The 22,271-nt window shown below is 65.9% G+C and carries 13 protein-coding genes; 5 read left to right on the top strand and 8 right to left on the bottom strand.

Going from position 1 to position 22,271, the window contains the following annotated elements:
* Positions 1–39: 39 nt before the first annotated feature.
* Positions 40–3,813: an FG-GAP-like repeat-containing protein gene (locus tag EP7_RS03635; RefSeq protein ID WP_463526225.1), complete on the top strand. Its 3,774-nt coding sequence runs from the start codon at positions 40–42 to the stop codon at positions 3,811–3,813.
* A gap of 21 nt (positions 3,814–3,834) precedes the next feature.
* Here EP7_RS03635 and EP7_RS03630 read toward each other — a convergent pair whose 3' ends face one another.
* Genes EP7_RS03630 through EP7_RS03615 form a run of 4 tightly spaced genes read right to left on the bottom strand, consistent with a single transcriptional unit; the run spans position 3,835 to position 9,358 of the window.
* Positions 3,835–6,198: an O-antigen ligase family protein gene (locus EP7_RS03630; RefSeq protein ID WP_463526224.1), complete on the bottom strand. Its 2,364-nt coding sequence runs from the start codon at positions 6,196–6,198 to the stop codon at positions 3,835–3,837.
* Complete coding sequence (locus tag EP7_RS03625; protein WP_463526223.1) at positions 6,110–7,288, bottom strand: MraY family glycosyltransferase; 1,179 nt, start codon at positions 7,286–7,288, stop codon at positions 6,110–6,112. The genes EP7_RS03630 and EP7_RS03625 overlap by 89 nt, the downstream gene beginning before the upstream one ends.
* Positions 7,285–7,572: a hypothetical protein gene (locus tag EP7_RS03620; protein ID WP_463526222.1), complete on the bottom strand. Its 288-nt coding sequence runs from the start codon at positions 7,570–7,572 to the stop codon at positions 7,285–7,287. The genes EP7_RS03625 and EP7_RS03620 overlap by 4 nt, the downstream gene beginning before the upstream one ends.
* 1 nt (position 7,573) lies before the next feature.
* Positions 7,574–9,358: a proline--tRNA ligase gene (locus tag EP7_RS03615; protein ID WP_463526220.1), complete on the bottom strand. Its 1,785-nt coding sequence runs from the start codon at positions 9,356–9,358 to the stop codon at positions 7,574–7,576.
* A 348-nt stretch (positions 9,359–9,706) separates the two neighbouring features.
* Between EP7_RS03615 and EP7_RS03610 the strand changes: the two genes are divergently transcribed.
* From EP7_RS03610 to EP7_RS03600, 3 genes are all read left to right on the top strand, one after another.
* Complete coding sequence (locus EP7_RS03610; RefSeq protein ID WP_463526219.1) at positions 9,707–11,008, top strand: hypothetical protein; 1,302 nt, start codon at positions 9,707–9,709, stop codon at positions 11,006–11,008.
* 193 nt (positions 11,009–11,201) lie between these two features.
* Complete coding sequence (locus EP7_RS03605) at positions 11,202–12,203, top strand: HEAT repeat domain-containing protein (RefSeq protein ID WP_463526218.1); 1,002 nt, start codon at positions 11,202–11,204, stop codon at positions 12,201–12,203.
* A 399-nt stretch (positions 12,204–12,602) separates the two neighbouring features.
* Positions 12,603–14,171 carry a hypothetical protein gene (locus tag EP7_RS03600; RefSeq protein ID WP_463526217.1) on the top strand — a complete coding sequence of 523 codons (1,569 nt, stop codon included), beginning with the start codon at positions 12,603–12,605 and terminating at the stop codon, positions 14,169–14,171.
* 257 nt (positions 14,172–14,428) lie between these two features.
* Here the strand turns inward: EP7_RS03600 and EP7_RS03595 are convergent, their stop codons facing one another.
* The 4 genes from EP7_RS03595 to EP7_RS03580 all read right to left on the bottom strand — a co-directional run bounded on the left by EP7_RS03595 (position 14,429) and on the right by EP7_RS03580 (position 20,615).
* Positions 14,429–14,905 carry a hypothetical protein gene (locus EP7_RS03595; protein ID WP_463526216.1) on the bottom strand — a complete coding sequence of 159 codons (477 nt, stop codon included), beginning with the start codon at positions 14,903–14,905 and terminating at the stop codon, positions 14,429–14,431.
* 185 nt (positions 14,906–15,090) lie between these two features.
* On the bottom strand, positions 15,091–16,224 hold the full coding sequence (locus EP7_RS03590; RefSeq protein ID WP_463526215.1) for a DUF1559 family PulG-like putative transporter: 1,134 nt from the start codon (positions 16,222–16,224) through the stop codon (positions 15,091–15,093).
* Between the two features lie 1,161 nt (positions 16,225–17,385).
* Positions 17,386–17,967: a metallophosphoesterase gene (locus EP7_RS03585; RefSeq protein WP_463526214.1), complete on the bottom strand. Its 582-nt coding sequence runs from the start codon at positions 17,965–17,967 to the stop codon at positions 17,386–17,388.
* Between the two features lie 68 nt (positions 17,968–18,035).
* Complete coding sequence (locus tag EP7_RS03580; protein ID WP_463526213.1) at positions 18,036–20,615, bottom strand: DEAD/DEAH box helicase; 2,580 nt, start codon at positions 20,613–20,615, stop codon at positions 18,036–18,038.
* Between the two features lie 241 nt (positions 20,616–20,856).
* Between EP7_RS03580 and EP7_RS03575 the strand changes: the two genes are divergently transcribed.
* The gene (locus EP7_RS03575) at positions 20,857–22,269 is read left to right on the top strand and encodes a DUF1501 domain-containing protein (protein WP_463526212.1); all 1,413 of its coding nucleotides are present in this window, start codon (positions 20,857–20,859) and stop codon (positions 22,267–22,269) included.
* The last annotated feature ends 2 nt before the right edge of the window (positions 22,270–22,271 follow it).

Genomic DNA, 22,271 nt, shown 5'->3' with positions numbered 1-22,271 from the left:
CCCGCGGCCCCTCGGGCACCACCTTCTCGGGGCCGATCCATGTGGGCGAGTCGACTCGGGCATCCGTCGCTCTTGCTTTTTGTCCTGATCGGCGCCTCCCACGGTTGCGGCGGTACGGCGAAGGAAGCCGCCCCGCCGAAACCCGAGGTCTCGTCGGAGCGGCCCGGCGAGATTCCCGCCGCCCGCCTTGGCGAGGTCATGAAGGCCCACCTCGCGGGTGTGGGTCACATGGAACGCTACGAATACGAGGATGCGACCGCTGCATTCCGAAAGGTGCACGAGCTGGCGCCGGGTTGGCTGCCGGGCTCGGTCAACCTCTCGATCGCACTCCTCAATACGTCGGGCACGATCGCGGAGGCGACGCCGGGAGGGGAGAAGTCCAAGAGCAATTTCGAAGTTGCACTATCGCTCCTCGACGATGTCCTCAAGGCCGACCCGGGTCATCTTCCGGCGCATTATTGCCGCGGCCTGATCCTGGAATTCCTGGGCGGAGATAACATCCTCCAGGCGCACGAGGATTTCGTCTTCGTTTCGAAGGCCGACCCCAATGATGGGCACACCTGGTATCACGTCGGCACCACCCTCACCGACCCCAATGTGAAGGGGCGTCCCGCGGGACCGCCCCAGGCGAAGCAGCTCATCGAGATCTACACAAAGGCGCTCGAGGCGAACCCATATCTGATCTCGGCCCTGTTCAAGCTGCAATCGGCCTATAGCTGGGCGAAGGACCGAGACAAACAGAAGGAACTGTCCGCACTCTGGCGCAGGCTCAACCCGAAATCGTCCCCGGACGGTCCCGGCGACACCGCCGAGAATTTCTACGGCGAGGCGGGAAAATACGCCCGGGTCATCGACCCGACACCCCCACGTGAGAGGCCCGCGGGGAAGGGGACCGAACTTCAGTTTGCTGGTCGGACGCCGATGAAGGTGGCCTTCCCCCCGAGCACGAATTGGGCTCCATTCGTCGCCCCGTCGAGCGTGACGGATTCAACCTCGGATCGGGATACGATCATCACCTCGGCGCGGGCGATCTGGGGGCCCGGAACCGCCGTCTTCGACGCGAACAACGACGGCAAGCTCGACCTCTATCTCACGGCAGCCGTCATCGGCCCGAAGGGGCTGCGGGACGCGCTTTTTCTGAACCGCGGAAACGGAGCGTTCGAGGATGTCACCCTGGCCTTGGGGCTTCCCGAGGACCGCGCCGGGATTGGGGTCGCCGCCGGGGACTTCGATGCCGACCTGAATGTGGATTTGTTCGTCACCGGCGTCGGCGACAATCGCCTGCTACGAAATCTCGGCGCCGACGGATTCAAGGATGTGACGACCGAGGTCGGCCTGGCTCCGTCGAAGTCGATCTCGCCGATGGCCCGCTGGCTCGACCTGGACCAGGACGGAGACCTCGATCTTTATGTCCTCAACGGTGCGGCCATCGAGGACGGTCGCCGGGCCTTCCTCCCCGGCAAGCCGTCGACATCCACGGTGAATACCGTCTATCGAAACGACGGGACCCCCAGGCCCCAGGAGGGGGGAGTTCCTTCCAACTGGCTCCCGCTCGCCTCGGCGCCGAAGGGGAAAACTTCCGCGGGAGGTCTGTCGCTCAAACTGACCCCGTGGACCATGCCCGAGGCCGCAGCTCTGTCGGGACCTCCGGGCTCTTATGCCGGGATCGCGGCGCTGGATGTTGATGATGACCGCGACCTCGATCTGATCCTCGCCCGGCAAGGCGAACTTCCGATCCTCATCCTGAATGATCGCCTGGGCCGCTTTCGGACAGTGGAAGTCACCGGGCTCGGCGCGGGCGAGGTCGGTTCGCAGGGCCGAGTCTCCGGGCTGGTCACGATCGATCTCGACCGAGACGGTCGGTCCGACCTGGTCCAGACCAGTGTGGGCGGTCCGATCAAGGCGTGGCGGAATGCGACGACAGGACGGGGTGATCGTGTCGTCGCGAGCTTCCAGGATGTCCCGATCCAGGCCTCCGATTGGAACTCGGCCACGGCCGTGGACCTCGATCTCGACACCTGGCCCGACCTCCTGCCAGTCAGCCTAAGGGCCGTCGCCGGCCCGCAGTGGGCCCGAAATGACGGAGACAGACTCGTCGCACAAAGCCTTCGGATCCCGGGAAGCTCCCCGGAAATCACATTGCCGACGGCGCATTTCACGGCCGACTTCCTGGGTGATGCACTGCCTGAAATGATCGAATGGAAGCAGGGTGAGGCACCCGAGATCATTCCGAGGCTGACCAATTCGAAGTGGCTCGCACTCGACCTTCGCGGGAAGTGGCTGACCGATTTCGGCCACATGCGAACCAATCCGCATGGGTTGGGGGTCAAGCTCACGCTGGAAGGGCAGGGTTTGAATGTCCCACTCGAGGTCACCACCCCATCCTCGGGGCCAGGGCAGTCGGTGGTCCCTGCTGTGCTCGGAATGGGCAGCCACGAGATGGCTGATCTGCTGCGACTCCGCTGGCCCGACGGCACGATGCAGTGCGAGTTGAACGTGCAATCGAATGTGCTCCGGGTGCAGGATGAGATCAACCGCAAGACCGGCAGTTGCCCGGTACTTTTCACGTGGAACGGCAAACGATTCGAGTGCCTGGGCGACTTCCTCGGCGGGGGCGGACTCGGTTACCTGGTCGCTCCGGGGACCTATGGTCAGCCCGATCGCGACGAGGCGATCGCGATCAGCAGCAACCAGCTTCGTGCGGTCGATGGAAAGCTCAGGCTGGCCATCGCCGAACCCATGGATGAAATTGCCTATCTCGATCACCTGACGCTTGATGTGGTCGACCGCCCGCCCGGCTTCGAGTCCACGCCAGACGAGCGGTTTGCGCCCGAGGGTCCTCGGCCGACTGGCGAGTTGCTCACCTGGCGGAGGACCATCCGGCCGGAGAAGGCCACGGACCTGCATGGCCGCGACCTGTCCGCGACGCTCGAGCATTGGGACCGACGCACGGCCGACGGGTTCAAGAAACTCTCCGGGTGGATCGGCTACGCGGAGGAGCATGGCATCGTGCTCGACTTCGGCGATCGCCTGACGGAACTGAAATCCAGCGATCGGTTGATGCTGATGCTTGCGGGCTGGATCGATTACCCGTATTCGCAGACCAACTATGCTGCGGCCACCGCCGGTATGGCCCTGAAGCCGCCGGTCCTGGAGCGGAGAAAGGCCGACGGGACGTGGGAAGTCATCGACCCGCACCCCGGTTATCCCGCGGGGTTGCCCCGGATGATGTCGCTCGACCTCACAGGGAAGCTGACGGGGCGGGGGGCCGCGATCCGGCTGACGACCAATATGGAATGCTATTACGACCAGGCGTTCCTGGCGTTGGTGGAGCCGGCTGGCGAGGCGGTGACGAGCCTGCCCGTGTCGAACGCGTGGCTCTCTGCCCGGGGATACCTCCGCGAGGTCTCACCCGATGGCGAACTCCCGCTGATCTACGACTATGACTATGTGGACCCCGCGCCGCTGGCAAGACTCCAGGGCGACTTGACGAGGTATGGCGACGTCGCGGGTTTGGTCAGCTCTGATGACGATCGGCTCTGCCTCGTCGGTCCTGGCGACGACCTCAAGCTGGAATTCGACGCGTCCGGGCTCCCGCCGATCAAGCCGGGCTGGACCCGGTCGTACGTCCTCAGGTCGATCGGCTATTGCAAGGACGCCGATCCGTTCACGGCCGCCAGCGACACCGTCGGGCCGCTCCCCTGGAAGGGGATGCCCTACTACCCGTTCGGCCCGGAAGGGGAGAGGCCGATGGACGACAAGTACAGAGATTACCTCAAGACGTACCAGACCCGAAGATCCTCGGGTCGCTGATCGAGGGGCAAGGAGAGTCGTTCAACTCGCCGGGTTGAACGACTCTCCTTGCTTCGCCTTCTCGGCCCATTCGGGGATCTCGGCCTGCAGGCGCGTTCGCAGTTCGTCCGGCAGTTTCTTGTCGAGGTGAGGGGTCAAGGCATCGAGACGAAGGGCCTCCTTCGCCTCGGCCTGGGCAACGCTGAGGAAGTTCATCGCCGCACTCGACTCGGCCAATTCCGCATGGATCAACGGCGACGTCGGATTCAACTTCGAGGCGAGCCGCAGCGCACGCTCGGCGTGGGTCCGGAGCAGGATCAAATCACCCGGCCTCGCGGCGTCGCCGAGCGAAGCCTCGATGGCTCGAGCGATCATTGCCCTTCGTCGCTGTAAGCCGTAATTCGCGGCGTTGCGGGGCGAGCCCACGGCGTTGTCCATCGCCATCAGGACGCGGGGCCAGACTCGCGGATCTCGCTTCGATTCGGGGCTCAGCCAGAACTGATACTCCAGGTCGGCCAGGCCGATCCACGGGTGGACGTTGAATCGATCGGCCTTGATGGCACGGCTGTACGCGCCCCGTGCACGCTCGAAGTTCATCCGGCCGGGGATCATCTGGCGGTCAGCCTCGACAATCGCCGACTCGGACTTCCAGTAAGGGACCGTCGTGCCGACGAACGAGCCGAGCAGGGCGGCCCAGGCCGCGGCGATCAGGAAAGTCGGGGTTCGGCCCAGCCGACGTTCAAGGCCCTCGGCCCGGTCATCTCGCAAGTTCAAGGCCAGGGCCATGCTCAGCCAGAGCATCAGCGAGACGGCGGGCATGCCGATGCCTCCCGCCGCCAGCAAATTCACGACGACGGCGATGACCGCGGCGCCGGCACTCTCGGCGGGCAAGTTCACGGAATTCCAGAGCGGCCAGATCAAGGCGATCGCTACGACCCAGCCTATGCCGAGGATGATCCAGCGCAGGAAGAGGTCGCCCTGGAACGGATTCAGGGGGCCGAGCAGGGGGCTGAATGGGTTGATCAGATTCAGGGTCGCGGCGAGCATCCAGCCCGAGGCTCCCCAGGCGAGGAGCCAGCCGACCCTGCTCGAATCGGCATTCGCTCGCATCGGTACTTCTTCCGCACTTACATGCGAAGCGGTTGCCTTCCCGAACGACGCTCTCAGCGTCAAAGCGAGGGCGGCGACGAGTGACGTCAGAGCGAAGATACCCGCGGTGGTCCAGACTTCGAGGAACAGATTATGAGGGTCGCTGATCTCCTCGCTGGCCTCGGGGAGCTTGTAGATCAGGTAGGGGCCCGCGAAGTTGCCGGGACCCAGCCCTTGCCAGAACGCTCCGGGGACGAACTTGAGGATGCGCCACGCGCCCTGCCAGTATTCATACCGGTACTTGAGCGACGTCGACGACTGGGTGAGGACGAGGAGGTCGAGCTGGCCCGCGGCATAGCCCACCGCGACCATTGCGCCAATCAGAATCAAACTTGAAAGCGTCACCCATCTCAACGTCCGTCCCGAAATCGCGCCGATCGACCGGAAGGCGAGGAGGGCCAGGGCCAGACCGAGCCCCAGGTAGGCGCTCCGGCTCTTGGTTGCGATCAAACAGGCGAGAAGAATGAGGCCAGGGACGGCGGCCAGGACGTAAGGGATGAGCCCGATCGGAGCCCGTTTGCGAAGGCGTTCGAGGCATACTGCGGCCAGCAGGACGGTCGGCCCTAAGAGGAAGCCGGCCAGGGAATTAGCCAGGCCGAAGGTGGCGAATGGCTCGTTGGAGCCGAGGAGCCTGTCTTCATACATTCGGCGGCTAGGGCCGGTCGACTCCAGCCCGAGCTCGCGCAGGACCAGCTCGGGGTTTGCCCGGTAACGGTCGCGGACCGTGGGCAGCTCATAGGCGATCTGGAAAAGCCCGTAAACTGCGATCGCCGTGGCCGTGGCGACGAGGATCGCGGCCAGCGTGTTCGTCTCGCGTTTGGTTCGCGGAAGGGACCGGGCCAGCATGTAGGCGACGGCAAGCCCCCCCCATTCCCAGGCGAGGTTGAGCGCAGGGCGGCGGTCGGCGGCGTGGCCGGCGGAGAGTCCGACGAGCGCGAAGAGGCCGAGCACCGCGGCGTCGGCCCAGCCGAACCGGAGTCGGAGCGTCCCGCCGATGAGGGCGGAGACGAGGCCGAGGCCGGCGACGAGCAGGACTGCGAACACCCAGGTCAGACCGCTCCCCTCGGCGGCGTCTTCGCTCGGCCAGAAGGCGCGGACCACGACGAGCGCGCTGAACAGGCCGAGCGCGATCCGGTGGAGGCGTCCGGCGAGCGCCTCGGCCGGGTCGTCATCGGGCGGCCTGGTCGCTCCCGTGAAGGCGGGGAAGGGGGGCGGCGTCCCGAGATTGCGGGTTCGGATCGGCGTGCGTCGGGGCATCGATTCGCTCGGGCTTGCGTGAGACTTCCAGCACGGCGACGACGCCGAGCAGGCAGAGGGCCTGGCCGACGATGATCGAGGCGCCCAGGGCGTCCATCTCGGGCCGGTGCAGCAGCAAGGCGCCCAGGCCGCCGGCGAGCGTGACCAGGTCAATCGTGCGGACCGCCGCAGGCGCAGTCAAGCCGCGATCGACCAACCGGTGCGAGAAGTGGCTCCGGTCGGCCTGGAATGGACTCCGCCCTTCCTTGAGACGGATGGCGATCACCGAGATTGTGTCATAAAGCGGCACGGCCATGACGAGCAGGGGGGTGAGCACACTGAATGGCGAATAGGGATCGCGAGTGAACGTCCCCTCGACGGTCCAGGTCCCCAGCATGAAGCCCAGGAAGTTGCTCCCGGCATCCCCCATGAACAGTCTCGCCGGAGATCGGTTGTACACGAGGAATCCGCCCAGGGCCCCGATCAGGACGAGCAGAACCGCCGGCACGAAGAGGCTCTCCACGGCGACCTGTGCGGCGACGAACAGCGAGGCCGCGATCAGGCCCACGCCGGCCGCGAGCCCGTCCATATTGTCTAGGAAGTTAAACGAGTTGGTCAGGCCCACCACCCAGAGCACGGTGATGGCGCCCGACACAAGCGGGTGCGAGAACGGCCCGAAGAGGGTCACGTGCACGCCCAGCCAGGTCACGAGGAGGGTCGCCAGCCCCACTTGCACGAACAAGCGAGGCTTCCAGCCCAGCCCGAAGCGGTCATCGGCCAGCCCCATTGCCATGATGACGCTGGAGAGCATCAGGATCCCCCAGAGCCTCGGAATCTTCTCCCGGGCCCCCGAGGCATGTCGGGCAAGTTCGTCGGGAAGCCAGTCCGGCGGGAACTTGACGACGAGCGTCGCGAGTCCAAGGCCGAGAATGACCGTGAGCCAGATGGCCACGCCGCCGCCCATGGGGGTGGGAGCCTTGTGCGCCTTGCGTCCGCCAGGTGCATCGACCAGGCCGAGTTTGGGTGCAATGCGGATGGCAATCGCCGAAAGGATGGCTCCGACCACAAATGCGGCGACCGTGACCACCCCGGCGACAACCGCCAGACTCATCGTCGAACCTCGCTTGCGGACGCCTTCCTTGCGGCTTCGGCGATGGCCTGCTCGCGCCTCTGGGTCATGCCCAGCGAGATGATCCCCAGCATGCAGGCCGCAACCAGGCCTGAGACCCCGAGGAGGGTAGCCCATTCCACGGGCCTGTCGGGGGGCCAGCCACGGCTGGCGCCGCCTCGAAGGATGGCGCCGATCCCGACGGGGCCGCCGAACGTCCCCAGCGACATGACAGCCAGCAAGATCAGCATCCGCTTCTGGCGAGGGGCGAAGTTCGAACCGGCCATGTCAGGATCGCCCCTTGCCGGCACGGGTCGCCTTCTTGGCCTCGTTGCCCTCGGCTTGCTCCTTTCGGAGCTTGTCCAGCTCGCCCAGGATCGTCTCCGCGGCGTCGGCCGCCGGCACGTTGTGGGCGGCGGCGTCGTTACGCCACTTCACCTCGACGATCCCTTCCTTAAGCCCACGCTCGCCGATGACCACTCGCAGGGGGACGCCGATCAGGTCGGCATCCTTGAACTTGAACCCCGGGCGCTGGTCGCGGTCGTCGGTCAGCACGTCATACCCGGCGGCCTGGAGCCTGGCCTCGATCGCCTCGGCGGCGGCCATGACCTCGGCATTCTGGGGCTGGAGCGGTACGACCAGGGCGTGATACGGGGCAATTGCCAGCGGCCAGAGGATGCCGTTCTCGTCGTGGCCCGACTCGACGGCGCCCGCGACGATCCGATTCACGCCGATACCGTAGCAGCCCATGATCACCGGGACCTCGTTCCCCTTCTCGTCGAGGAAGTTCGCCCCGAGAGCCTTGGAATACTTGGTCCCCAGCTTGAAGACGTGGCCGACCTCGATGCCCTGCCGGACCGCCATCGCCGTGGAGCAACGCGGGCAAGGGTCACCATCGACGGCATTTCGCAGGTCGAGCACGTTTTCCAGCGGGAAGTCTCGGCCCGGGACGACGTCGACAAAGTGAAGGTCAACCTCATTGGCCCCGACGATCACGGTCGCCATCCGGCTGACGGAGGAGTCGACGACCAGCGGGATTTTCAGGTCGATCGGCCCGAGATAGCCGATGGGCACGCCGGTGGCGGTCTCGACAGTCTTTGCGTCGGCCTGCTCCAGCGTGGTCGCGACAAAGGCCCTGCGCACCTTCGACTCATTCGCCTCGTGATCGCCGCGGATGAGTGCGGCGACCGGCTTGCCGTCGGCCAGGAAGACGAGCAGCTTGGCGGTCGCCTGCGTCCTGGCCTTGAGGAACTTCGAGACTTCCTCGATCGTCTTCTTGCCGGGCGTGGGGACGGCCCTGCGGGCGGGGACTTCGGCGGGGGCGGGGGCTGAGCCGGGCGCCTTGGGCGGTCGTACGCCGATCTCGGCACGCTCGACGTTGGCGGCGTACCCGCAGGCCTCGCACCAGAGGATCGAGTCTTCGCCCGTGGAGGACGGGATCATGAACTCGTGCGAGCTGTCTCCGCCGATCGGGCCGCTCTCGGCCTCGACGCTGACGTAGGGGATGCCGCAGCGGTCGAAGATCCGGCAATAGGCCTCATACATCGCGTCGTAGCTCGTGTTGAGCTGGTCGACGTCGGCATCGAAGCTGTAGGCGTCCTTCATCAGGAATTCGCGGGTGCGGAGAATCCCGAACCGGGGCCTGGCCTCGTCGCGGAACTTGGTCTGGATCTGATAGAGGGTGACCGGCAGCTGCTTGTACGACTTCACCAGGGCCCGGACGATGTCGGTGACGACCTCCTCGTGGGTCGGCCCCAGCGCGACGTGATGATTGCCGCTGAGCTTCAGCTTCATCAAGGTGTCGCCGTACGCTTCGAACCGGCCCGACTCTTTCCAGAGCTCGATGGGCTGGAGCGCGGGCATCAGAAGCTCGAGCGCGCCCGCCGCATCCATCTCGGAGCGGATGATCTGCTCGACCTTGTGCAGCACGCGCAGGCCGAGCGGGAGGTAGGTATAGGCCCCGGCTCCGAGCTGGCGGATCATCCCCGCGCGGAGGAGTAGGCGGTGGCTGGGTGCCACGGCGTCGGCGGGGGTTTCCTTCTGCGTGGGGATCAGTGCTCGCGACCAGCGCACGTTCCGCTCCTGCCTGCGTCATCGGATCGTCGTCGACGGACCGGGGCAGGGGCCCCGCGGCCGGACAATTCGGCCAAGTGTACCAGATCGGCCGAGGGTCACGCAGGGAGCTTCCGGCGGATTCGGGGCACGCGTCGCGGGCGTCGTATCCGCGTCCCGTCGCGTGCCGGGCAAGTCGTTCCCAACCCAACCCCCGACCGACCGAGAACGCGACTCGGCCGCAATTTCGGGCATCGTTCCCGTCGAAAGAAGTCGACCAGTGGGCGCAGGCCCCGGGCGCGGTCCGGGGAGACCTGCGTGATCGGTCCCGCAGGCGCGGTCCGGGCATCGGCCGCACGGAGGTTCACGGTGTCGACTCTCGATTTCAACCCGCTGCAACGGAATGGTCGCGAACGGCGCCGACGGGCCGTCCCGCACGCGTTCGTCGAGCTCCTGGAAAGCCGGCAGCTGATGGCTTACTCGCCGCTCGGCTACTCGCTGCCCGAGCTCGTCGTCTCGGGCCGGGCGGCCGGCACGGCGGCGTATGGCGGACAGCTCGGCGTCACGATCAGCGTCCAGAATCTCGGCGCCAGCTCGATCATCGAGCCGTTCGCACTCACGCCAGGCGCGACGAGCACGGCCGACGCACCGGCCACCACGGCCAACGTCTATCTCTCGTCCACGACGCATTTCAACCCGAAGACAGCGGTGTTAGTCGGCACGGTCGACGTCCCTGCGATCAAGCAGAATGACCGGGTCGACATCAATTCCGTGCTGACCCTTCCCAGCCAGCCGAAAGGCTTCCCCGGCGCGGGCAAGAATGTCTACCTGACATTCGTCGTCAACCCGACGGGCTCGATCGTTCAGAACGACTCGACGGCCAACACCAGCGCCCCGGTACCGCTCCGCGTGGCCCCCCAGCCCGCGCTGCCGAGCCTGCGGCTGGTCGAGTTCGCCGTCCCCGCCGCGTTGGAGCCCGGCGACACGATCCAGCCGACCATCCAGGTGGGGAACTTCGGCACCGCCGCGACTCTGCCCCAGGGCCCGGTGAAGGTGATTCTCGTCGCGTCGCTCAACAAGACATTCAATAGCGGCAGCTCGATCGTCGCGACGTACTCCATCGCCAACATCGACTCGGCCTCGGCCGTGGTGGGCCGCCACTCGGTCCTGGGCGACGACACCCTCGACGCGCCCACGAACATTGCCACAATCAATGGTGCCGCGGTCACCCTGCCGACGACCCCCGGCCGCTACTACCTGGGTGTGGTCATCGACCCCGACAACACGATCCGCGAGCTGAGGTCCGGCCAACCTGCGAATCGTCTCCAGGGAATCCGCCTCGTTGGCGCGGTTAACAACCGACTGCCGGCGGCCAACGTGACCACCAGCCCTAGCACGGCGCTCTTCCCCACCCCGGCATCCCCGGTCGGCGGCGTGCTCGCGGGCTCGGCCGCTGCGGCGGCCGCGGTCGCCGCGTCCCAACAGTCCGGGCTCGTCGGCAGCGGCGTCGCGGCCCAGACGACGTCGTCTGTGAAGCTTGCCCCCACGGCCAGCACCGTGCAAGGCGGGCGCCGGATCTTGATCGCTGCGTCACCGACCCCCACAAGATCCTTCTCCTGGATCACCAGCACCAAGCCGATAAAGGATGCCCCCAGGACCCCCAAGGTCTGAGATTGGGCCAGCCAGGAACCCTCGTCAGGTGGCATCTCGCAAGAGGGCGACCCGACGAGGGCTTTCGTCTTGCTTGACCGTGGGAGCGGGGGTCTTACACTAGGGGGACCGATCCAGGTTCCCAGAGCCGGCGCGGGGAAGACCCCCGAGGCACGCCGGCGCCCTCCCCTCCCATCGAATCGACCGCCCCGCCATGAGCCATGCACCCGCGGGGGAGACCCCGAATCGAGATCCAGGCGTCTTGCCGGACCTGCCGCCGGTCGAGCCCCCTTCGGCCGGCTTCATCGTCCAGTTGTTCGTTATCCCGGCGGCGATCGTCGCCGTGGTCGTGGTCGTTTGGCTCCTCTTCGGAAAGCTCGCCGGCGGCGAGCGGCCCGCGATGGACTACGTCCAGACGATCGAGAACGAGTCGGCCAATCGCCGTTTCCGTGCAGCCTACGAGCTGGCCAACCTGATCCGGAACACCGACTCCCTGGCCCGAGACCCCGAGTTGCTCGGGCGTCTCAACGGACTGCTGGCTCGTGAGTTGATCGCGGGCAAGGACGAGTCGGTCCAGAACTTCCTGGCGCTCTCGCTGGGCGAATTCAAGATCCTCGAGACGAAGGGATCGGCCGACGGCGTCACGCCGCCGCTGGAAACCCTCGCACTCGCCGTCGAGCCCGGCCATCCAACCCCGGTCCGGGTCGCGGCGGCCATGAGCTTGGCCAAGCACGCCGCGCGGTTGGAGAATACCCTCGACGATCCCAAGGCCGTCACAGCCCTTATCGCCGCCGGGACCGACCCTGACGTCGAGTTGCGGCAAGTCTCCGCCTTCGCCCTCGGGTTCTTCACCGGCGAGCCCGCATCGGTCGCTCTCCGCGAGCGACTCGTCGACGAAGACCGCTCCACTCGATACAACGCGGCGATCGCCCTGGGACGTAAGGACGACCCGGCTGCCGTGAACGTCTTGCGCGAGATGCTGACCCCCGAAGACCTTGAGCGTACCGTCGTCTCCGAATCCGCCGACGAGAAGCGCAGTCGGATCGAGGCCCTTGAGCTTGAGGCGATTCAGGCACTCCTCACCTCGACCAGGGCAGGCCATACTGCGCTCGCCGAGACCCTTAAACCGCAACTGTCGGCGCTGTCCAAGTCGGGACTTGTCGGGGTCAGGTCGAACGCCTCCGAGGTCTTGAAAATCTTACAACGCCCTGGCTGACGGAATCGCGTCCATCTGCCCCGGATTACGAAGGCGGAAGTCTCACTCCAGGTGAGACTTCCGCCTTTTTTCGTGCGGCTTGCAAGCGTCTGCCAGGCGCCCCGGCATGCCCGTTGCGATTCGGCCTCTTGGCATGCTCCGGCAGGCCCTGGACAAGACTTGAGGAAAACTGCGTAATCCGCCGTTCTCCCAGAGTCCCCATGTTATAGTTACTTTGGACGCGACGGTCGCGCGAGCAACAACGATCGCGCGGTGGCTCGGCAGGTCGCCGGGTTTGCAATCGTCGAGTGGTTGGGGGCCTTCAGGGACGAGTGGGCGCTCTCCTCCGCAACAAGCCGACGCCGATCGCACTCTCAAATTTGCATCAGGGACGCCGAATCGGAGTCTGGGGAGAAACGCATGTCAACGTTCTTTCGAGCAACACGCCACTGCTGGGGCGGCGCCCTGGCCGTCCTCACGCTCGCCAGCCCGGCCCTCGCCACCTACGGCGGCGGGGCCAGCACCCGCTGCTGCCCGGCGCCCGTCGTCGCCACTCAGTATGAAGTGGTCTCACTGGCACCCCAGTGCCAGCCCCTGGTCCAGACCGTCTTCGAGACCGTCTACCAGAACCAGCCCCTGACGGTGATGGAGACCCGCTACCGCACCGAGCTCCGCTCGGAGCAGTACACCGTCATGCGGCCGGTCCGCGAGACCAGCTTCGTCGAACGCAAGTACAGCGTCATGAAGCCGGTCTACCAGACGGCAACCCAGCAGCGTAAGTACACCGTGATGAAGCCGGTGGTCCAGACCCAGCGCATGGAGCGCAAGTACACGGTGATGAAGCCGGTCTACCAGACCGCGACCCAGCAGCGCAAGTACACCGTGATGAAGCCAGTGGTCCAGACCCAGCGCATGGAGCGCAAGTACACGGTGATGAAGCCGGTCTACCAGACCGCGACCCAGCAGCGCAGGTACACCGTCATGAAGCCGGTGGTCCAGACTCAGCGGCTGGAACGCAGGTACACCGTCATGAAGCCGGTCTATCAGACGGCAACCCAGCAGCGCAAGTACACCGTCATGCGGCCCGTCGTCCAGACGTCGATGGTCGAGCAGCCATATACGATCAGCCGGCCGGTGACGACGGTTCGCCAGATGGTGCGTGAGGTCGGTTACTACGAGCGACAGATGGTGACCGTCCCGGGCCCCGTGGTCGAGCGTCGAGTCCGCGTCCCCGTCCAGGAATGCGGCTGCGAGGAGGCGCCCCGTCGCGGCCTGTTCGCCTGCCTTCACAAGAAAAAGACCTGGGCCACCGTGGCCGTCCAGAAGCCTGCACGCACCGTCTGCCGCCGCGTTTACAAGCCGCAGACCATCGTTCAGGACGTCGCCGAGACGACGTATGTCACCGAAACGGTGATGCGTCAGATCCCCGTTCGTACTTGCACCTATGTTGCCGAGGAGCGCGTCGAGAACATCCCCGTCACCACCTGCCAGATGGTCGCCGAGGAACGAGTCGAGCCCTACGAGGTCCGCACCTGCTCGATGGTCGCCGAGGAACGCGTCGAGAACATCCCCGTCACCACCTGCCAGATGGTCGCCGAGGAACGAGTCGAGCCCTACGAGGTCCGCACCTGCTCGATGGTTGCCGAGGAGCGCGTCGAGAACATCCCCGTCACCACCTGCCAGATGGTCGCCGAGGAACGAGTCGAGCCCTACGAGGTCCGCACCTGCTCGATGGTCGCCGAGGAACGCGTCGAGAACATCCCCGTCACCACCTGCCAGATGGTTTCCGAGGAGCATGTCGAACGCGTCCCTGTGACGACCTGCCGGATGGTCGCCGAGACGGCCTCGCGTCAGGTGCCGGTGACGGTCGCCGAGCAGGTCCCCGTCACGGTGAATCGCACCGTCGCCCAGGTCGTTCAGCGTCAGGTCGCCGTGCAGGCATGCACATTCGTGCCGGTCGCCGTCCCCGCCTGCCTGAGCTGCAACTGAGCCCGGGCGAAGTCGGACGAATTCAGACCCCAATACGGCGGCCCTCTCCAAATGGGGGCCGCCGTATTTCGTTGACTCAGGGGATGACGGCTGAAGCGGATCGATGGCTTTCGCTGCCATGCGTCGGCCCGCGTACGTCAGCCGACTCAACCCGATAGCAGACAAGACGGCCAGACCTAAAAAAGGAACGACCGATCCGCGTCTCGCCCTGGGCGAGGTGGGATCGGTCGTTGAGGTCATTTCCGAGTCAGCCGTGCTCAGTCAGTCAGGTCGAAGTTAATTGTGTTCGACTCTTCCTTCACGGTCTCTTCGAGAGGCGTGGTCTGGAAGATGGAATACTTGGAGGGAACGAGCTTCTTCGCGGACTTGTTCGCCTTGTAGACGTCTTCCTGCCGACCTGCTCCGCCCTTGGCGTTGGCCATCACTTTGCTGTAATCCGCTTCGACGGAGATGATGGTCACCTTGTACTTACCCGGCAGTGCACCGTCGTTGGGAGAGGCGGTCGTCAGGCTATAGGAGCCATCGGTGATCTCGCTCTGTGCGGCCCGACCGGTCGTATTGTCGAGGGGGAGGAAGTTAATATTCCCTTTCGAGACCGCTTCACCCTTGTAGGTAATCTTGCCGGAGACCGGATAACGCTTGCCGAATCCGTCATCACCGCAGCCGGGCAGCGAGATCAAGGTGGCGGCAACGAGGGAGCAAGACGCGACCAGTGTAGCGATGGATTTATTCATGGCTGTTCGCTCGTCCTGGAACTTAGTAGTGGCGAGGTCGGGGAGGTCGGGCAGGGGTTCAGATCCGGAAAAATCGGCGTGCGGTTGCCTGCCACCGCGTCGAACGGACCCGCCCCGCTCCGTCGGGCCGATGAATCGGCCCGACGGGAACGGGGCGGAAATGAGCGGACGGCGGGGTCTCGACCTCAGTAAGCGTCGGAGCTGACGACCTCGCCGCCATTGCGGCTGGCGAGGGCACAGTACGTCGGCATGCTGATCGTGTTCTTCAGGAACTTGACCGAGCCGTCACCGAAGATGAAGTTACCGCCGCCGGGGTGGCGGCTGATGAAGCCCTTCGCCGCGGCCGAGTAGCGGCAACCGACCGGCGCGGACGCACCCTGCCAGTTGAAGGCGCAATTTGCGGCCGTGGCCGGGACCGTATTGGCGTTCCAACCGAGCGGGACGGTGGTACCGGCGAGTCCACCGTTGAAGTGCCACAGATTGTTGTCGGCGGCGGCGACCGGAAGGACTTCGCCGACCATGATGGTGTTGCTGGTGCCGTCGGTGAAGCTGTTGATCGTCGCGGTCTGCATGGTGCGGTAGTCGAACACACCACGCATCGTGCCGCCGGTCGTGGCGAAGGCAGGGCCGTACTTCGTGCCCCAGAAGCCGTGCCAGCCGATACGAGCGATGCCGGCGGGAAGGGTGGTGGCGTTGGGATCGGTTTCCCAGGGCAGGCCGCCGTTGAGCGGGCCGCCGCAGTAGTTGTCGCCGAAGCTGCCGCCATAATTCGAGACGGGAACGACGAGGGTCGCGGCACCGGTCAGCGGATTGGCCGGGGGAGTCGCGGCGGCCGACTGGCCGGCGGGATTGGCGCCGGAGCCCAGCGGCAGGAAGCCGTTGCCGTTGGTGCCGTCTGAGGGGCAAAGGAAGGCGTTCACCGCCGTCATCCAGATCGTGTAGAACGACCCGCCGTCGGCACCGCCGCCGGACGATTCAACCATCAAGTTGATGTTGTTGAAGATATTGCTCTGCTCCATCTGCGGCAGGATCATCGCCCGCCACGAGAGCAGATTGGCACGACCATTCCAGGCACCCTGGTCCATGGTCGCCTGGGCCGTGATCCCGCCGGTGGGGAACGAGCCATAGGTGTCCTGGTAATTGTGCATTGCCAGGCCGATTTGCTTCATGTTATTGACGCACTGGATGCGTCGGGCAGCCTCGCGTGCCGACTGAACGGCGGGCAGCAGCAGGGCGATCAGCACTGCGATGATCGAGATGACCACCAGCAGCTCGATCAGGGTGAAACCAGCTTTTCTCGAACCGCGATGCAGATTCATACGACGAACTCCGCGAAAAACGAGAAAGACGACAGCGGACCGCGCATCCAATGACGCGACCCGGGCCGGAAGGGCCTTCGGGGATGAGCAGTCGATCCCTGGACGAATCCAGACACCCACAGAACGGATTAGGACGAGCGATCGAAGGAACGTGACTTCTAGGAAACAAGACGCGAAAGACAGGCGCGAGCGAACAGGCTCGCGGGAAATTTCCTGAATTTAGCGTAACGTCTTAAGAAGCCAGCAGCCGGGCGCTCTACGTGAGGAAGAGACACCGGCTGGCTTACCACAAGATGAGAGGGATGACTCACAATCTTGACCCCGATGCACGACGCGGTCAAGACAATTTCTGAGAGGTTTTGCCTCGTGTGGTGTATGAACCTCATGTCTCATTGATCGAGCACCAAAAGCCGAGATTTGTGAGTCCCACTCACGCATCATGATGACCATCTCGATCAACGAAAGAATTCGCAAAGTCGATCGCAACCGATGCTAGCGAATATCCACACACTCACGCGCGATGGATACATCCGACTCAGGGCGTCCTGACGCGGAGGGCGACAGTTCGTCGATGATGGAGAAGTCCTCCGGCAGAGGGATCGGGGTGAATCCGGCTTTTCTCGAACTGAGATGCAGATTGATACGACGAACTCCCCAGAGCGCAAGCAATGACGCGACCCGGACTGGAATAGCCTTTGGGAATGAGCAAGCGATCCCTGGCCGAGACCAGACACCCACTCAACGGATTAGGAGGAGCGATCGTAGGAACCAGGCTTCTGAGAGACGTAACGTGTAACCCAGGCACGAGCGGACACGCTCGCGGGAAATTTTCTGGAATTCGCGTGACATCGAAAGAAGCCCGCAGCCGAGTCCCCCTAGGGAGGAAGAGGGATCGGCTGGCTTACTGCGAGATGAGTGGAAGAGTGCACAATCTAGGCCCGGACGCCCACCAAGGTCAAGACGATTCACCAGGATGATTTGGACAATCGATTCCAAAAACGGACAACGATCACTCGCAATGGAACGTCTCAATTTCATCCAATGAACAACGGTCCATGGCGACCATCTCGATCAACGAAACTATTCAGATACGCGAGGTTGTCGCGATCGCGAACAGAGATCGGGTCAGACCCAGATGCGACTGAATCGCTGTTCTCGGCCTCAGGCGGGCCGGCCGCGGAGGGCGGCGAGCGGGCCGAAGTCGAGCACCGTCCGACCCAATCCGGCGATACAGCGTAGATCAGGCTCCAGCCAGGCGGCCGGCACTTCCCCCAGGACGTTCAGGCCGGCGGCGTTGGGCGAGAAGGCTGGCAGGACGATCCGGCTCGGGCCGACGAGGAAGCAGGGGGCCGACACGCCCGATGCACGCAGGATTGGGTGGTGGTGACCGGAGATTGACCGGGCGCCGCGGATCGGCCGATGGCCATGGCCGATCGTCCAGCCGTCGACGGCCAGGCTCAACGGGAGCGGCGGCTTCGAGGGCGGGTCATGGTTCCCGCGCAACGCGATCAATTCGACACCCTTCTCGCCCAGCCATTCCTTCAGGCGATGCAAGTCGACCCAGGTCCGCGGGCAGGGGGTGGGACGCTCGACCAGGTCGCCGGCGACGACCAGGCGGCGGATCGAGACGCGATCGAGGAGCCTTTCCAACCGATCCAAGGTCTCGGCCAGCGAGTGCGCGGGGACGATGTCGCCACCGGCGGCCCGGGCCCATTCGTAGCCCAGGTGCACATCGGCGATCACCGCGACCGACTCGCCCGGGTGGACGGCGGCCCCTTCTGGACTCAGGAACCAACCGCCGGGGCCGGCGATCAAGGTCCTACCAGCCGGGCGTGCAGCCGCTTCAGCGCGTCTTCAGGATCCTCGAATCGAAGAGGCTCGGCGCCGGCCGGGTCGACCCATGCCCAGGCGAACGGCGAGGCGGCGTCGAGCCTCCGCATCCGGACGGCGGGGCCCGTCGCAAGCCAGGCACGGGCGCCCGGCACGTCGAGCAAATTCTCGAGCACTTCCCGCCTGGTCTCGCGCAGCAGCGGGTGATCGGGACAGGCCGCCTTCACCAGCGGATAGAGTCTCGTGCTCACCCAGTTCAGGCCGCCGACCTTGAGGCGGCCCCCTTCTGGATTGCGCAGGACCATCAGCGCGATCGTCGCGACGTGGCGGAACCGCTTTGCAAGCAGCTCGCCGCGGTCGAGCCCTTCCAGGATGTCCGCTTCCAGCCCTTCAAGGCTGACTAACGGAGCAACCTCCTCCGGCTCAAGAGAGCTCCCCTCGGGCGTCAGGATCGACCAGCCGAGATCGGCGACGACCAGGCCGAGGTCGCGCCCGAACCGCTTCCCCAGCCTGGCGGCGGTCGCACGGCCGAGCGCCTCGCACGCCGAGCGTCCGAGCGGCGCATGGAAGGTATAGGCGACCCCCGGCTCATCGACCCTGGGAGACTCCTCGACGAGCAGGACGTCGGCCCTCGGGATCTCGCTGAACGCCTCCTGCGCCCGGAACAGCTCGACCAGAACGGCGGCGGCCGAAGGGTCAAGGTCGTGCTCGTCGACGAGCCAGGCCCGCATCGTCGACGGCCCGTCCGCCAGCAAGTCCGCGGCTCGCTGTCGGAAGCGGCCGAGGTCGAGCGCCAGCTCCGCCGAAAGGCCCTGACGATCGCTCGACCAGCGCGGCAGGTCGGCCTCGCCTCCTGCCAGCTTCGCCCGGACCACGTTCCCCTCGACCCCTCGATATTCTAGCGCACGGCCGTCGAGCACGAACCGATCACCCACCTGAAGTCGCTCGGCGTAGGCCCCTTCCAGCGTGCCGATCTCCAGCCCGTCCACCACGACTCGCACCGATTCCTCCGAGCAGATCGTGCCGACGTTCGTCCGGAACCAGCGAGGGATCCGGCCGTTCCGAACGCCGAACGAGTCTCCCTTCTTCCAGATTCGCGGGGCCGTCCAGCGCGGCGTCGCGCCCGGCTCGGGCTCGTAGGCACCCGGCGGCGCGGCCAGCTCGCCGGCGAGGAAGGCCAGGCAGTCATCGAAATCCCGCCTCGTCAGGTCGGCCATCGGCCCGGCCCGTCGGATGAGTTCGAATGCGGAGTCGGGCGAGCACTCGCCGGCACAGGACATCCCGATCAGTTGCTGGCAGAGCACGTCCAGGGGCGCCCGGATCGCCGCGAGCGGCTCGACCCGACCGGCCCGGGCTCCTTCGGCCGTGACGACCCCGCCGGCCAGTTCGGCGGGCGTCGCCGCGAGCAGCAAGCCGCGAGTCGGGACGTCCACCGAATGGCCGGCCCGGCCCATGCGTTGGAGGCAGCGCGAGACGCTCCCCGGCAGGCCGATCTGCACCGCCAGGTCGGCCGTGCCGATGTCCACGCCCAGCTCCAGGCTGGTGCTGGTGACCACCGCTCGGAGATCGCCCGCCTTCAGCGCAGCCTCGACCTCTCGCCGACGCCTGGCATCGAGGGCCGAGTGATGCGCCGCGATCGTCTCGTCACCCCCGGCTGTGACCTGCCTCAGGTCGCGGGTGATCTTCTCGGTGAACGCGCGCGTATTCGCGAAGACCACCGTCGTCCGGTTCTCACCGACCGCCCGGCCCAGTCGCCTGAGCAATCGCCGATACGAGAGCCCCCGATGCGGCCCTTCATCGGCCTCCATCAACGACTCCACCTCGACCTGGAGCGGCGGCGATCCGACCGGCAGGGGAGCCTCCAGAACGTGACACGTGCGCGTCGGCCCGACCAGGAAATGGGCCACCGGGCCGGCCGGATTGCAGGTCGCCGAGAGGCCGATCCGGCAAGGGTCGTGCCTGGCCAGGGCCGCCAACCGTTCCAGCGACACGGACAGATCGGCCCCGCGCTTCGTCGGGACCAGCGAATGGACCTCGTCGACGATCAGGTGCTCTACTGGCCCCCATCGGCCGTGCCAGCTCGACTGGCTGAGCAGCAGAGACAGGCTCTCGGGGGTGGTAATCAGGATGTGCGGCGGCTTGTCGCGAAGCCTGGCCCGTTGATACGCGGACGTGTCGCCGGTACGCACCCCAACGGTGATCGGACTCGCTTCCAGGCCCATCGCCGCCCGGATTCCTTCCAGCGGGAGTGAGAGGTTCCGCTCGATGTCATAGCTCAGGCTACGAAGCGGCGAGAGATAGACGCAACGGAGGCCCGGCCCCAGAGTGCCCGCGGCATGCTCTGCGGCCAGCCGATCGAGGATCGCCAGGAAGGCGGCCAGGGTCTTGCCAGTACCTGTGGGCGAGACGAGCAACGCATTCTCGCCCGCCGAGATCACCGGCCACGCGAGTTCCTGCGCCGGCGTCGGCCCGCCGGGGAACGAGGCCTCGAACCAGGCCCGCACCACCCCGGAGAGTGCCGGGTGCCGCGTCGAGGGTTGGTCATCCCGGGTCTTCGCCATGCCGTCCTAGCCCGTCCCTTGAATCCTCGGCTTCAAAATTCGCCGCGACGCCCAGAGGTCGCCGGACGAGGCGTCGGGATGGCTCATTGTAGCGGGACGTCACCCCCCTCGGCAGAGATGCCATCGCCCGAGGGAAACCGCGAAGTCCGCGCGGCGGTTGACAGCCCGCGGTCGAATCGATTCAATTCGATCTTGGACTTTTGTTGGAGAATCGACGGCCAATCGCTCACAGAGGCGCCCGATGCTCGATACCACGCGTCGATCGCTGCTGCTGGGCGGAGGACTCGGCTCCCTGGGGCTCGGCCTGCCCGGCCTGCTCAATGCCCGGGCCGCAAGCGTGGGGACGGGCGTGCCCACGGGATTGCCCTCGATCCGATCCTGCATCATGGTCTTCTATTACGGCGGGCCCAGCCATCTCGACTCGTGGGATCCCAAGCCGGATGCACCCGCGGAAATTCGCGGCGAATTCAAGGCGATCTCCACCAGCGTGCCGGGCATCTCCATCTGCGAGCATCTGCCGCTGACGGCCCGCGTGATGCACAAGGTCGCCATCGTCAGGAGCATGCACCATGCGATGCGCAACCACGACTCGGCCTGCACCGAGACTCTGACCGGCAGGCTCCCACCGGGCGGAGATCGCGAGAATTTCTCCGAGGTGCCGGTCTCGTTCCCGTCTCACGGGGCGACGCTTTCGCACGCATGGAAGGCGAGAGGCTTGCCACTGGCCCATGCGTCGCTCCCCTATCGAATCCGCAACGTCGTGACCGTGCCGGGCCAGTCGGGCGGGTTCCTGGGCCCCGGTTACGACCCGCTCCTGGTCGAGTCGGACCTCGCCAGCCAGTCGTATCGGGCCGAGTTGTTGGGCCTGCCGGAAGGGATCCGTGGGCCGAGGTTCGAGCGTCGACGGGCCCTGCTGGGGCACCTGGCGACGACGGTCCCCGGCGCCGCGGCCGAGTCGTTCCGTCCGTATTACGAGCGGGCATTCGCCCTGCTCGACAGCGAGGCGGTCCGGGCGGCGGTCGACCTGAGCGGGGAAGACCCGAGGGTAAGGGACCGCTACGGCCGAGGGCTACCCGATCCGCCACGAGGTGATGACCGGGGCGTGCCCGAGAATAACGGCGCCTGGCACGCGGCGGGCCGGTTGATGCGCGGCCAGAACCTGCTGCTCGCGCGGCGACTCGTCGAGGCGGGCGTGCCGTTCGTCAGCGTCTACGACTATCAGCAGCAGGGACAGAACTGGGACGCCCACTCCCAGAACTTCCAGCAGCACAAGAACCATCTGCTGCCGCCCGCCGACCGCGCGTTCTCGGCCTTGGTGGACGACCTCGACGCCCGGGGACTGCTCGAATCGACGCTCGTCGTCGCGCTTGGAGAGTTCGGCCGGACCCCTCGGATCAACAAGGACGCCGGCCGCGACCACTGGCCCGACTGCTACAGCGTCGTGATGGCCGGCGGCGGCGTGAAGGGGGGCTCGGTCTACGGAGCCAGCGACAAAATTGGCGCCTTCCCCGCGACCGACGGGGTGACGCCCGCCGACCTGGCCGCCACGATCTTCTGGAGGTTCGGCCTCGACCACACCCAGGAAATCAAGGACGCCACCGGCCGCCCTTACAGGCTCGCCGAGGGCGAGCCCATCCGGGGCCTCTTCGCCTGAAC

Source organism: Isosphaeraceae bacterium EP7, from assembly GCA_038400315.1.
GTDB lineage: Bacteria > Planctomycetota > Planctomycetia > Isosphaerales > Isosphaeraceae > EP7.
Note: the sequence above shows the minus strand (reverse complement) of the source record. Positions and strands in the feature narration are given on the sequence as shown.

Excerpts from the sequence above, each read along its gene's own strand:
- EP7_RS03575 (WP_463526212.1), top strand. The coding sequence starts at position 20,857 with ATGCTCGATACCACGCGTCGATCGCTGCTGCTGGGCGGAGGACTCGGC.
- EP7_RS03625 (WP_463526223.1), bottom strand. The coding sequence starts at position 7,288 with ATGAGTCTGGCGGTTGTCGCCGGGGTGGTCACGGTCGCCGCATTTGTG.
- EP7_RS03580 (WP_463526213.1), bottom strand. The coding sequence starts at position 20,615 with ATGGCGAAGACCCGGGATGACCAACCCTCGACGCGGCACCCGGCACTC.
- EP7_RS03595 (WP_463526216.1), bottom strand. The coding sequence starts at position 14,905 with ATGAATAAATCCATCGCTACACTGGTCGCGTCTTGCTCCCTCGTTGCC.
- EP7_RS03630 (WP_463526224.1), bottom strand. The coding sequence starts at position 6,198 with ATGCCCCGACGCACGCCGATCCGAACCCGCAATCTCGGGACGCCGCCC.
- EP7_RS03605 (WP_463526218.1), top strand. The coding sequence starts at position 11,202 with ATGAGCCATGCACCCGCGGGGGAGACCCCGAATCGAGATCCAGGCGTC.
- EP7_RS03590 (WP_463526215.1), bottom strand. The coding sequence starts at position 16,224 with ATGAATCTGCATCGCGGTTCGAGAAAAGCTGGTTTCACCCTGATCGAG.
- EP7_RS03620 (WP_463526222.1), bottom strand. The coding sequence starts at position 7,572 with ATGGCCGGTTCGAACTTCGCCCCTCGCCAGAAGCGGATGCTGATCTTG.
- EP7_RS03600 (WP_463526217.1), top strand. The coding sequence starts at position 12,603 with ATGTCAACGTTCTTTCGAGCAACACGCCACTGCTGGGGCGGCGCCCTG.
- EP7_RS03635 (WP_463526225.1), top strand. The coding sequence starts at position 40 with ATGTGGGCGAGTCGACTCGGGCATCCGTCGCTCTTGCTTTTTGTCCTG.